Here is a 12,444-nt window from a genome sequence, read left to right as displayed (position 1 = left end):
TCTCTTCTGAGTGGACGTAAACCTAGTCGGTTTTACTATAGCCCTTCTCAAGAAATGAGCGTTTTTGCCTGAAGCCCCGTAAATCAAGGGGTTTCGGTATCTAGATGGTTGAAACGTATAGATACTATGCATCAAATGCTCGAAAAATGTAAACCCCCACCTCTAAAACTCCATCGCGCATCCGAACGTAAACCCATTTAGCCCTGAAACCACTGGTGGAGCAGCCTTTGCCGTGTTGTCGACACGGCCAGGCCCAGTGAATACGGCAGCTGCAGGGTTTACGTTTTTCAAAATTCCGCTGTTTCGAAGGCTTAGGAGACTGAGGTGAGGAGCATTAGCTGATGCTATTTGAGCACCTTGGCGAGGTGTCGCTGCACGGTAGATTTCGACACGCCCAGCTCCTGGGCAATCTCAGAGTTCGACATGCCGGTCGCCTTCAAAAGGGGAGCACGTTCGAGTGCTTGCTGAACGTCGGGGGTAGCAGGTCGGCCACTGCGTCGCGCAGGCAGCGTAGTGATGGCCTCGATAGCACCATCCTGTTTGAGGGCGTCGAGCTTGGACGAGATCCGCTTGAGTGCTGCCTCGACAGTTTCGCCAGATTGAGCAGAGTGGGCGAGCAGGAGTAGGAGAGCGGCATCGACCTCGAGCAAGGAGGCCACGTTCGAAAGCGTCTCCATCGTCACGTTAGTGTTGCCACGCTCGATGCGATTTCTCGCTCTCCGACCGATCACGGTCAGATCGTCTTGCGTCATTTTTCGGCTTTGTCGCAAGGCTCTGACAACCGCCGCAAGGGCCTCGCTTAGTGACATGTTCGCCATCCGTAAAAGGCAGGATGTAGCCACATTGCGCCGACCCATAACACGCCCTATAATGCCCATTACGAATTGAAGGTAACTCCTCCGTACCCGCAAAAATCTTGCGAGGAAGCTCTGCACCCAAAATTTAGCTGGGTTAAACATATGCAATAAATTGACAAAAGTTGGATGCGGAGAAGTTGGTGCACTGCATCCGGGCGGTGGCGTCACGTAACAGCCTGGCAGCTTTGGCAGAATGGCGCGTTGCATTCATCGCTTAGTGATTGCTTTCGACTACGGTTTGCGTGTGCGAGTAGATAAACGGAAGGATAGGAAATATGTTCGTAGCTCATGAATCTTGGAGTTCAAGCGCATCTGCGCTGTTAGGCGAAGGCCACACATGCATGAGGATTGTGGAGTGGCAAAGCTTATATCACCTGTATCAAATAGTCGTGAATGAAGTGCAAAACGGAAAAAAGGTTGTGCGTCAATATTTTCTAAGTGATGTAGATGAGCTGGAAAACGTTCTTGAAAATCAGAGTGATGATTTTGAAGTGGCGGAGGTTTTGTTGCAGAGTCCTGGCTGGATGAATGGTAGTGGGGGCTGGGCTCTGAATAAGGTTCTGAGTTTGATCGTCGGGCGCGGGGAAAGCGGAGGTAAAGTCATCATGCATAAAGTAGGTGAGGGTGTGGTTTACACTTCGCCCGCTGGGGGTAAGATTGATACGCTCGAAGAAGAGGGCTTCAAAGTCCTTCTCTAAGTTTTGGTTAATTCGGTTGTGGTGGCTTTGCTTGGTTAACCGCTAGCGTTAAACAGCAGGCACGCTGCGCACGCTCGCGTGAAATTGCGAAATAGGCGGTGCCGTGAACGGTGCGAGACGAGATGCCGGATTCGGTTGGGAGTGCGTCATGAGTAGCTCAGTTCGACCACGGTTGATTAGCCCAAGCGATGTCGTTTTGTTTCTAGACTTTGACGGCGTACTTCATCCCGATGCTGCATTCCGTACCAAGTACGGGATCGAGTTGCGGGCAGCCGGGGAGTTGATGATGCATGCAGAAGTGCTGCAGGGCATTTTGGATGACTTCCCAAGAGTTCGTATCTCCCTATCTACATCTTGGGTTCGAATGCTCGGCTATCAGAGAGCGCGTGCGGCCTTGCCTGAGGGGTTACGAAATCGAACGGTATCCGCGACTTGGCATTCCCGAATGCGCGCTACGGCGAGGGAAGGGTATGACCTTTTTACTCGATATGAGCAAATTTGCGGTGCTGTAGCACGCGCTGGAATTACTCGGTGGGTCGCGATAGATGACGACCCAGATTTCAGTTGGCCTGATGGCGATCCTCGGTTGGTTCGTTGTGATCCTAATCAAGGGTTGGGAAATCAGTCGACGCAAGAAGAACTGCGAGCAAAGCTGGCGAAGCTGTTAAGCTGAACTCAATCGCACCAAGTAGACATTTCCTCCCTGTACAGGTGCTCGCTATCCTGTGCGCAGGGCGGCGGACTCAATCATGCTTTTCGAGGTTCCTGATGATCAAGAAGCGAGCTCCCCTTTCGACGCGTCATACGTTTGATGATCCAGCGGTCACAATGCCGCGCACCGTATCAAAGGCGATGGAAGCGAGTTTCGGAATTCCGATCACGGCATACCTGTCTGCAGCTGTATTCGGTGCAGGCGAGCTGTACATTGAGGGGTTCGTGTTTAAAGACAACGGTAAACGCTTCGATGATGGAGACAGGATTCGTACCTCAATCCTCATGTCGTCTCACACAGTCGAGGGTTACCTTGTTGTGCAGACTCTTAGAAGTACCTATGTGATTTGTGATTGGGCAGGCGTCCATGCAACTGATCAAACAGGACTCAAGCATTGATCAAGCGAATGCCTGCGTGGGGCTGGCTAAGTGATAGGTTCAAGCCAGCCGGCTTTCAGCCGTAGAAGCGATAGGTCAAATTACAGATGCTGCTGCATCACAAAGTACAGAGAAGATTTCTCAGAAACTCCTGACGACGGTGAATGCTTCCGAGGATCTTGTAATCGCGCTCGCAGTCCTGGCTAAGGCTGCCCGCATCCACCGAACCTAGGATATAGCCCTCGATTTTGTTCCTTGCCTGTCGGAGGTCAGATTCCGTTGTGCTGTTGTGAACATCATCAACAAGGCGTTTCCACCGGCGAACTTGGCTTTGGCCAGCCAAATCGTTAGAAAAACTAGGAGCGTGGAGCAATGTTTCGTAGTAACTCAAGACTGCTGGCGTGTTCAAGCGAGATCTCCACGAGATAAACGTGGAGCGATTTTATCATGCGTACACTCAATCGCCTGTAACTGCTCCGGCAAGGGCTGGCTCCTCTTGATTGGAAGCTCAAATCTGAGGATTGCGCGGTGGAGTCTGGTTAAGTTGAGACCGAAACGATGGAGCATTTGCGGAGGTAGATAATGAAAGTCACGCAAGCGGGTGAGCTCGATACGGTCATCGACGTGTTGTGCGATGTCTGCGGGATGTCTACACGAAAAGGCGAAGGCGAGCTTCAGTACGGCAAGATGCACGCCTCATGGGGCAGGGGCTCAACACATTGCGGCGAAATGTACGAACTTCATCTGTGCGAAACCTGCTTCTTTTCTCAAGTGGCGGAAATGAAGCGGAAGCGGTGGCTTGCCGTGATGTTCGATGAAGAAGGTGATGCGATTTTAGGTGATGAGGGTTACGGTCGGGTCATAGGAGCTACTCGAGATGGTGATGGCAAGCGTAGCTAACGGCTAAGCCGATCCTCATTAGGTCAAATTATGACTTGGCAATAATTATCGCTGAGGAATAATTTCTTCTAATTTTGGGCAGTGGGGCAATCGCCGACGGCCAGGATGCTTGAGAGAACTAGTGCGTGACCTACGGCACGGCTGTTGTGAACCGAGCCCAGGTTTACCTTGTCTCGGCCCTGCGGGCTTCCATCCTCACGCCTGCGCGCTCTGCTTGCTAGGCCGCTTCTCGGAGTAAGCGACCCTCTGAGCCTGGTGCAGTGTGGTCGTTATGGAAGCCAAGCGCAGCCTGCTCGCAAAGCGCCGCCCGGCTAACCGAATCCTCAGATCAACTGGATCAGTTTCCAATGCGCTCACGCTCATCAATCTTTCCAATCGTGGCATGGAGGTCGGCGATTCCAAGATCGAGAAGCGAAGGTGATATTGGTCTTCATCCGATGTTATGAAAGCTTTGTGTCATCTTCTTAATAACGCGCAATAGTGGGGAGCCGAGCCCGAGGAGAGACTGTGAAAAACAACACAGTGGAACCCATCCCATGCGCCTGGCCTCTTCTCGCCCTCTGACGCGCAGCTACTGGCTGCAGAGTTTGGAGGAAAACCTACAACCCACTTCGTCCTTGCAGGGCGAATGCAATGCCGACGTCGCTATCGTGGGCGGCGGTTTCGTGGGCCTGTGGACGGCGCTCACTCTTAAAGAGCGAGATCCCAACCTCAACGTCGTGATTCTGGAGCAGGACATTTGTGGCGGTGGGGCTTCCGGGCGCAACGGTGGGTTCGTCATGTCCTGGTGGCCCAAGATTGGCTCGTTGCTGAGTTTCTGCACCAGAGAACAGGCACTGTTCTTGGCAAATGCTGCTGAGCACGCCATTACGGAATTGGGTGAGTTTTGTGAGCAGCATCAGATCGATGCGCACTACGCTCGTAAGGGCTGGCTCTGGACGGCGACCACACCATCTCACATCGACAGCTGGAACAGCACGCTTGAAACGTGTGCTCGTCTTGGGGTCGCTCCCTTTGAGCGACTGCCAGGGGAATCTGTCGCCCATATGGCTGGCTCCGGCGTGCACTTGGCCGGGGTTTTTGAGCGTAGCAATGCCACGGTTCAGCCAGGTGCATTGGTTCGTGGTATGCGAGCGGTTGCCATCCGGGCCGGCATTCGCATCTTCGAACAGACGCCTGTTGAGAGCATCGAGCCGGGCAGCACGGTATGCCTGAAGTCCACCAATGGCCACGTGAACGCTCGTTCTGTGGTGCTTGCCAGCAACGCTTGGGCCGCATCGATCCCTGAGCTGGCCAGGCTGATCGTCCCAGTGAACAGCTCCATCGTGGTGACTGAGCCAATTCCATTGAAGTTGGAGCAGTTGGGGTGGACAGGACAGCAGTCGATCACCGACTCGCAGTTGATGGTGGACTACTACCGCACTACCCGTGATGGCCGGATCGCCTTCGGCAAGGGTACAGGAGCTTTGGCTTACGGGTCGCGAATTGACCACACCTTCAGTCAGCACGAAGAAAGCATAGCGCTAACGGAAGCTGACTTCCGTCGCACCTATCCGAGCCTAGCGTCGACTCCGCTTACGAGTTCCTGGTCAGGGCCGATCGATCGTACTTACGACAGCCTGCCGGTATTCGGCACCTTAGGCGGCAACCAGAACATCCATTACGGCATCGGTTGGAGTGGCAACGGCGTGGGCCCCAGTCGACTCGGTGGCCGCATCCTGGCGAGCCTGGCGCTAGGGATAAAGGACGAATGGAGTACTTGCCCACTGGTGGGGCGGAATTGCAAGACCTTCCCACCAGAGCCATTCCGCTACTGGGGCGGCAGCCTCGTCAGAAACGCCGTAATTCGCAAAGAGCGCGCTGAGATGAGCGGCGCTCGACCCTCGACCATTGACCGAATGCTGGCAGGGCTTGCCCCCGCCGGACTTGAAGACAAAGCCTGACCATACAGGAGCCAAAGACATGACCCCAATAGTAAAACGCCTTGCTGCCGATGCTGCGTTCTCAGCGTGGAAACCGGTCGCCCAACCCGAGGGTGACGTGGTCTCCCGAACCCGTCATGCACTTGATGAAGCAGTTGAAGACCCAGGTTTTTCGCTGGGTGTTTGGGAGTGCACGCCGGGCGCGTGGCGACGTCAGGTTCTGCAGGCGGAGTACAGCTACTTCGTTAGCGGAAAAGGCGTTTTCACGCCTGATGAAGGCGAGGTCATTCGCTTCCAGGCGGGTGACGCCGTTTACTTCGCGCCGAACACAACCGGTGTCTGGGAAATTGAGGAAACCGTTACCAAACACTACTTCATCGTCGGCTGAATGGCCTTCGCACCTCCCATAATTTCAATAAGAAAGGTCGCTATATGAGCGTGTTCGATATCATCGAGAATTCGCCCGTTTCCAAATTTCACCGCAAGTTACTGCTGGCTTGCTGCGGTGGCCCATTCCTGGACGGTTACATCCTCAGTCTGATTGGCATTGCGCTTATCGGTTTCGCCCATGACATCCCAGCCTCGCCAGTCGAGACTGGTCTCATCGGTGCCGCTTCGTTGTTGGGCATTTTTTTCGGTGCCACGGTGTTCGGAGCCGTCACCGACCGGATCGGTCGGGAGACAATGTACGCGCTGGATTTGACGGTATTGATCGTCGCCTGCGGTCTGAGTGCTTTCGTGACGGACGTTTGGCAGCTGATCCTCTTGCGATTCGTAATCGGCTTGGCTGTCGGTGCTGATTATCCAATTGCTACCTCACTGCTCACAGAGTTCACCCCGTCCAAACGTCGTGGCTTCATGATCGGCCTCTCGGGGCTTGCTTGGTCGGTCGGCGCGATGACTGCATTCGTGGTGGGTTATCTGGTAGTCAAATTCAGCGGCGATCACTCGCTGTGGCGCTGGATGCTGTTCAGTGGCGCAGTGGTCGGTCTGATCGTGGTGATCATGCGCCGTGGTATTCCGGAGTCGCCTCGCTGGCTTGCCAGCAAGGGACGAGTGCGAGAGGCGGAGGAGGTCATTCGCCAGGTGTATGGTAAGACGGTGAAGATCACTCAACATGACATTGATGAGCTCAATGATGGTGGGCGCCCACGCTCCATGCTGGCAGACCTGAAAATGATTTCTTCAGGTGGATATCTGAAACGCACGATCATGTGTGGTGTGCTCTATTTTGCTCAGATTACACCTCAATATGTGCTCTACACCTTCGGCGGCATGATCTTGATGTCAGCTGGTATCAAGGGTGTGAATGCGTCGACCTTGGGCGAGCTGCTGATCGCTACGCTGTTCGCTGTCGGCGTGATACCAGCGCTGAAGCTCGTGGAAACCTGGGGGCGTCGCCCTATGGTGCTAGTCCCGTTTGCGCTGATGGCTGTACCGCTTTTCGCGCTGGGGCTGTGGGCGGATGCGCCGGCCTGGTTCATTATCGGCGCTTTTGCGTTCTACGCCTTTGTGTCGGGTGGCCCAAGCATTCTGGAGTGGATCTACCCTAATGAGCTGTTCCCAACTTCTGTTCGGGCCACTGCGGTCGGTGTGGCGGTTGGTTTCAGTCGTATCGGAGCAGCGGCAGGCACATACCTGACGCCGGTTGGTATCGAGTCCATTGGCCTGCAAGCGACACTGATGATCGGTGCTGCAGTTACGCTGCTGGCATTCTTCGTTTGCCTAGCCTGGGCACCGGAAACCAAAGGCCGATCGCTGCAACAATCTGCGTCGCTGAACATGGCAACCTGATTGAACTCCTCAAGTACAGTTCTGGCTCGACGCCCAGCAGGCGTCGCTGCTAGGGTGGGATCTGAGTCCAGCGGTGTTGTTGGCAGCCTGTCATCAACGCCGCTGGGCGTTTCTGCATCCTCAGCCTGGCAGAGCATTACCATGTCTTTCAGCATTCAGGACATCATCGATAACGTATCGCTGCGCACACGTTTGCTGACGGGCATGGAAGGCACTCAGCGAACCTTGCGCTGGGCCCATGTATGTGAGCTGGCTGACCCAAGCGAATGGTTGGGGGAGGGTGATCTGCTGATGACCACGGGGATGGGCATACCCCGGGAGGTTGAGCAGCAGAGCGCCTATGTGACGCGAATATCCGACGCTAAAGTGGCTGGCATGATGATCGGGGAGAACATGCAGGCGCCGGATGATATCTCCGGTCTTCTAGATCAGGCATCGCTTTTGGGTTTTCCGGTGTTGATCACCCATTACTCCGTGCCCTTTTCCGCCGTCACGAAAGCCATTCTCGATGCCAGGCAGCAAACCGAAGATCAGCGTCGTCGTGCAGTGGTGCGGCTCTACGAGAGCGCTCGGATCGGATTACGACATCTCGGTTTGAACGGATTGTTGCTGAGGCTCTCTGCCGATGTAACAGCGGAGCTCTATCTGTTCGATACGCGCAGCTTGTGCCCATGGCAAGAGGGGCTCGAGTTCTTGCCGACGCGGTGGCACGAGGTGCTCAGCTCACGCGCACGACTCACCTATGATCTGACGCGCTGTCATGACGGTGACAGTGAAGCATTGGTCATGGCTCTCCCCGCGCTGCCAGAATGCGCGATCCTCGCAACGGGCGGCCAGTTGCTCGACTATGGCATCCTCCATCATATCGCCTCGGTGCTGGCAATCGAGCTGGAGCGTGTTCAGGGTGAGCACGAGCGGATGTTGCGACTGGGCTCAGAGTTGCTAGATGATCTTCTGAACATGCGGCTTACCGAGCGAGCAGCAATGGATCGTCTGGAGCAATTGAGCTGTCCGCCTAGCTCCTCGCACCTGGTACTTGCCCGGTTGGATCACGCCGCTCCGAACAATTGGCAGATGGAGCTGAGCCGGCAGAGCATGAAAATGCTGGCCAGGCAGGCGGGAGATGAACTGGTCATCTTGGTGGCCGATCCGTCAGTTTGCGAGTCGCTGCAAGCGATGCTGGGATGTAGCTTGGGCGTTAGTGCTGTGTTGGGGGCCGGGCTTAGGGCGCCTGAGGCACTACGAGAGGCTCGCCTTGCACTTGCACACTCTACGGTAGCTCGCAAAATCGTCGATTACGCCAATGCGTTGGACGAAGCATTCTGGCTACCCAGTGATCTGGAGCAAGCCAACAGGATGTACCGTGGAGTCATTGGTGGTCTGGCGGATTACGATGCGCAGAACGGTAGCCAGCTCATCCATACATTGCGGGTTTTCCTGGAGCAAAATCGCTCTTGGCAAAAGTCCTCGCAGATGCTGAACGTGCACAAACAGACATTGATCTATCGTGTGCGTCGGATCGAAGAAATTACCGGTCGATCATTGGACGACACAGAAGGGGTGGTGGCGTTGTGGATAGCGTTGCGGTCAATGGACATCGCAGTCGATGTCCAAATCGGCGCCATGAGCGCTACCACCAGGCTACAGCCCTGAAGCCAATTCGACTCGGAGGTGCAGGCGTCCTAGGGTCTAATGGCTCGTTTGTACACCGATTTCGATCTGCTCTTTGACCATGCGAACGCCGATCGGAGCTGCTTGGCTAAGGGTAGCCTAACGGCCTCGGCCGATTGCTTGCAGTTATTCAGACCAGCAATAACGTCGCAAGGACAACGCCGATGACGAGATGCTCGTAAAACCTACCAGTCATCTTTGAACCAGTGGTGGTGGCAGCGATGTTGGCTGCACCTCGCGCGGTTAAACACCACGCCTTTCCTGAGAGCGTGTTACTAGCGTGTAGCCCAGTAGCAGTGCACCGCATGCGTCCACTAAAGAGTCAATCCGCACCGTTTTGGTTCTTTTCTCGTTGTTGAGCCCTCCCTTTCCTAGCTAAGCGCGTGGCATCGGCTTGGCACGTGCTTTGCTATGTGATGATTGACCGAACGAACGTTCGAGCGGTTTCTACATTACTGAGCCATAGCACCGTGTCCTGGGAGATCTCAATGCCTACACCGCCAACCGTTGCCATTGTCGGAGCTGGGCCGTCTGGGTGCTTCGTAGCGCAGTTTCTAGAGAAGAAGTGGCCTGAAGCCGAGATTTCGATCTTTGAAGCTATGCCGGTGCCGTACGGGTTAGTGCGCTATGGAATTGCAGCTGACCATCAAGGTAGCAAAGGCGTTATTCAGCAGTTCGAGAGAATGTTTGAGAAGGGTAACGTCAAGTTTTTTGGGAACGTAAGCGTAGGGCGAGACATCGCTTTTCAAAAACTTGCTGAGTCTTTTGATGTTTTGGTTTTAGCAACCGGTTTGAAGCATGATGCGTCTCTGGACGTCCCCACCCACCCGCAGGCTTGTGTGATTGGCGCAGGGCAAATTCTGAAAGCGCTGAATGGATATCCTTTACATAGTCTGCCTAAAGATAATGATGGGCAGCTACGAGCACTTGGTCGCGATATTGCTGTGATCGGAAGTGGTAATGTAGCAATAGATTTTCTAAGGATGATTTCTAAGTCACGTCGCGAGTTTTCTGGCTCCGACGTGGCGGATGACATTCTTATGTCTCTGAAGGCATCAGGGTTGAAATGTATAAAGTTGTACAGTCGTTCTTCAGTTGCTCAAGTCAAGTGCGATAAGTCTATGCTTGAAGAGTTGTTAAGGCTTCCAAGTGTCAGTGTAAAATTCGCAGATGTACCTGACGAGGAAGGCGCTATACCTGATCTGCTTCGAGAATATAAGAGTAACTGTGTGGTTAATCAAGGGTCGCATATTGAAATTGAATTGATTTTTGATGTGCTCATGGAAGAAATAGACTGTATTGATGGGCGCACGATAATCAATAGTAAAGATAAAGTCACTGCAAAGCCACGGGTTGATGCATTCGATACGGTGGTGACCGCGATTGGATTCACCAACCCTGCCGGGCAAGACAAGTTAATTCCTGGGGATGAATGCGTAGGGGCCTCGGTATATAAGGTCGGCTGGCTGAAACGCGGGCCAAAAGGCACCGTGGCAGAAAATAGAAAAGATGCGAAGTCTGTGGTCGATCAAATCTGCCAAGATTACGAAGGCGGAATAAATAGAGCTGGAAAGACAGGCCGTGCCTCGATAATGCATGAGCTTTCACCAAACGTTGTTGATTATGACGGCTGGTGTCGTATTGATAAATATGAGCGAGAGAGCGCGGTTCAAGGGCGGTGTCGGAATAAACTTAGGGATCTGTTGACGATGATTAGAGTGGCGCGCGGCGATACTTGAGTGAGCCACGAGCGGAGAATGATTGGGAAGATCTGAATTAAAGGTGAATGTATGAACAACGTCCTGGTAACTTTTGGTACTGAAAGTGGCAATGCTGAAATGGCGGCTGATGACATCGCCGATATTCTCGGCGGTAAAGGTGTCGATGTATTGGTTCAGTCGATGGAAGATGTTAGCTCATCTGTATTGCTTGAGTACTCAACTGTCATTGTGTTGACCTCTACCTATGGTGAGGGCGATTTGCCTGAAACCACTATTCCCTTTTTTGACGTGCTGGATAACGAAAAGCCAGACCTCGGGAAAATTAAATTCTTCGCGTTTGGGTTGGGTGATAGCACTTACACCAATTACAATAATGCAATTAATATCATTTCCAATAAGTTGGTTGAGCTTGGCGCTACGCTTGGAGGGGAGGTCGGTCGTCATGATGCAGCGAGCGGCATGTCTCTCACTGCGGCAGCATCAGACTGGATTTGCAAGGTGTATCCATAACTAAATTTTGGAGATGACGTAATGAACATTACACATGAAGTTTTGCCTTGGGCGCATCCGGACTTTCGACGCAATCCTTACCCATGGTATGCCCGGCTGCAGCGAGATTATCCAATTTACCAAGAGAATGAACGGACTTTCGTTGTCTCTCGGTACGAAGATTACATAAAGTATGTTAAGCACCCGGCCATGAGTATGGTTGAACCTGACTGGGTGCAGCCTCATGTTTGGCATGTGTTCTTGGATACGATGTTGTTCTATGATCCACCCCAGCATACAACTATTCGGCGCCATACCAATAAATGGTTCACACCAAAATTGGTTAAGGAATGGGTAAAGCACACTGTTTATGTAACTGAGTTGGCACTTGAGGCAATCGGTGAGGATGGATATGTAGAAGCTCATCATCATATTTGCGTTGTCCCTACTCATGTAACCATGTGCAGAGTTTTAGGGGTTGCTGAAGATGACATTGATCTGGCTACTCTCAATTCTCTAAAAATCGTCGGAATGCAAACACCGGCAGCTACACAGGCTGACAAAGACCGGGCGAAACAAGGCTTCGAGTGGCTATTTGCAAAATGCCAATCGATGATTGAAGAAAAAAGGACGAAGCCAGGGGAAGGGCTTCTCGATGGGATGCTAAAGCTTGAGCAAGCAGGCGAAATGACCTACAAAGAGGTTATTCAGACTTTGGTATTGCTCTACTTCTCCGGATCTCCAAATCCAGCATACGTATTAGCTTCGATCCTGGAACACTTTGCAAGAGAACCTGCTCTGTACGATCTCTACCGTACAGAGCCTCAGTCCAGGGGGGCCATGATCAATGAGTTCATTCGCTTGAACCCACCTGAGCAGTCCTTTACACGCTATCCCACCGAAGAGGTAGAGATTCGAGGAGTGAAGATTCCTGCTGGGTCTTGCATTCGATTCATGACGGCGGCGGTGAATCGGGATGAGACTGTTTTCAAACGTCCTAATCGCTTCGACCACACAAGACCACAGGAAGCCAGTCAGCATGTTTCCTTTGGCATAGGCGTTCACGCGTGCGCTGGTCAGGTAATCAGTAGGGCGGAAATTGAGGCTACATTGGGTGTGATTGCTAGCAAGTATTCACGTATTGAGCTTGCTGAAGAACCTGTGACATTAAATGATGACCGCATTCGTAATTACATAACCCTGCCACTGATCTTCAAAATATAGGGTCTGGATCAGCATGGAAGCTTGATTTCTTATTCAAATGCTGGTTTTCGTGTCAATTATAAGGTGCGAAATGTGAAAA

Annotated in this window: 12 protein-coding genes; 11 read left to right on the top strand and 1 reads right to left on the bottom strand. The window is 52.9% G+C overall.

The features are described from left to right. Window positions 1-344: 344 nt before the first annotated feature. Complete coding sequence (locus P0Y58_22660; GenBank protein ID WEK29669.1) at window positions 345-809, bottom strand: LuxR C-terminal-related transcriptional regulator; 465 nt, start codon at window positions 807-809, stop codon at window positions 345-347. A 323-nt stretch (window positions 810-1,132) separates the two neighbouring features. Here P0Y58_22660 and P0Y58_22655 point away from each other — a divergent pair, with 323 nt between their 5' ends. The 11 genes from P0Y58_22655 to P0Y58_22605 all read left to right on the top strand — a co-directional run bounded on the left by P0Y58_22655 (window position 1,133) and on the right by P0Y58_22605 (window position 12,365). After that, window positions 1,133-1,555: a hypothetical protein gene (locus P0Y58_22655; protein ID WEK29668.1), complete on the top strand. Its 423-nt coding sequence runs from the start codon at window positions 1,133-1,135 to the stop codon at window positions 1,553-1,555. A gap of 148 nt (window positions 1,556-1,703) precedes the next feature. After that, window positions 1,704-2,228, top strand: coding sequence for an HAD domain-containing protein (locus P0Y58_22650; protein ID WEK29667.1), 525 nt, complete (start codon window positions 1,704-1,706; stop codon window positions 2,226-2,228). A gap of 95 nt (window positions 2,229-2,323) precedes the next feature. Further along, the gene (locus P0Y58_22645) at window positions 2,324-2,665 is read left to right on the top strand and encodes a hypothetical protein (protein WEK29666.1); all 342 of its coding nucleotides are present in this window, start codon (window positions 2,324-2,326) and stop codon (window positions 2,663-2,665) included. Window positions 2,666-3,226: 561 nt separating this feature from the next. Then, on the top strand, window positions 3,227-3,544 hold the full coding sequence (locus P0Y58_22640; protein WEK29665.1) for a hypothetical protein: 318 nt from the start codon (window positions 3,227-3,229) through the stop codon (window positions 3,542-3,544). A gap of 536 nt (window positions 3,545-4,080) precedes the next feature. After that, window positions 4,081-5,487: an FAD-dependent oxidoreductase gene (locus tag P0Y58_22635; protein ID WEK29664.1), complete on the top strand. Its 1,407-nt coding sequence runs from the start codon at window positions 4,081-4,083 to the stop codon at window positions 5,485-5,487. Window positions 5,488-5,506: 19 nt separating this feature from the next. After that, complete coding sequence (locus tag P0Y58_22630; GenBank protein ID WEK29663.1) at window positions 5,507-5,854, top strand: cupin domain-containing protein; 348 nt, start codon at window positions 5,507-5,509, stop codon at window positions 5,852-5,854. A 44-nt stretch (window positions 5,855-5,898) separates the two neighbouring features. Beyond that, window positions 5,899-7,260: an MFS transporter gene (locus P0Y58_22625; GenBank protein WEK29662.1), complete on the top strand. Its 1,362-nt coding sequence runs from the start codon at window positions 5,899-5,901 to the stop codon at window positions 7,258-7,260. Between the two features lie 141 nt (window positions 7,261-7,401). Further along, window positions 7,402-8,913: a PucR family transcriptional regulator ligand-binding domain-containing protein gene (locus tag P0Y58_22620; protein WEK29661.1), complete on the top strand. Its 1,512-nt coding sequence runs from the start codon at window positions 7,402-7,404 to the stop codon at window positions 8,911-8,913. A 506-nt stretch (window positions 8,914-9,419) separates the two neighbouring features. Beyond that, window positions 9,420-10,670 carry an FAD-dependent oxidoreductase gene (locus P0Y58_22615; protein ID WEK29660.1) on the top strand — a complete coding sequence of 417 codons (1,251 nt, stop codon included), beginning with the start codon at window positions 9,420-9,422 and terminating at the stop codon, window positions 10,668-10,670. Between the two features lie 51 nt (window positions 10,671-10,721). Then, window positions 10,722-11,162, top strand: a complete 441-nt coding sequence (locus P0Y58_22610; protein WEK29659.1) for a flavodoxin family protein — start codon at window positions 10,722-10,724, stop codon at window positions 11,160-11,162. A gap of 21 nt (window positions 11,163-11,183) precedes the next feature. Beyond that, window positions 11,184-12,365, top strand: a complete 1,182-nt coding sequence (locus P0Y58_22605; GenBank protein WEK29658.1) for a cytochrome P450 — start codon at window positions 11,184-11,186, stop codon at window positions 12,363-12,365. The last annotated feature ends 79 nt before the right edge of the window (window positions 12,366-12,444 follow it).

The organism is Candidatus Pseudomonas phytovorans (assembly GCA_029202525.1).
In the GTDB taxonomy this organism is placed as follows: Bacteria; Pseudomonadota; Gammaproteobacteria; order Pseudomonadales; family Pseudomonadaceae; genus Aquipseudomonas; species Aquipseudomonas phytovorans.
This window is presented reverse-complemented; position numbering and strand designations above follow the sequence as displayed.